1 protein-coding gene is annotated in these 300 nt (G+C 37.3%); it reads right to left on the bottom strand.

Features of this window, described 5'->3' with window-relative positions; translation table 11 throughout:
* Nucleotides 1-300: preprotein translocase subunit SecA (locus FUA24_RS23545; RefSeq protein WP_449441438.1), on the bottom strand; the 300-nt coding region annotated here is incomplete at both ends.

The raw sequence follows: 300 nt of genomic DNA, 5'->3' as shown, positions 1-300 counted from the left end.
TTGTTTTATAAACTAAATCTTCACGATCATCACGTGCTATGGGTTTGTTTGTAGGAATTTCAACAACATCTAGTTTGTAAATCTCCCAAAATTCGCCAGCTTCAGTAACAGCTGTACCTGTCATACCTGATAATTTGCGGTACATTCTGAAGTAATTTTGAAGTGTTACTGTAGCAAATGTTTGTGTGGCGTCTTCAATTTTAACGTTTTCTTTAGCTTCAATTGCCTGATGTAAACCATCAGAATAACGACGCCCATCCATGATACGCCCCGTTTGCTCATCTACAATCATTACTTTGT

Source organism: Seonamhaeicola marinus, assembly GCF_008085455.1.
The sequence above is the reverse complement of the archived record's forward strand: the minus strand, read 5'-3'. Positions and strand labels throughout refer to the sequence as shown.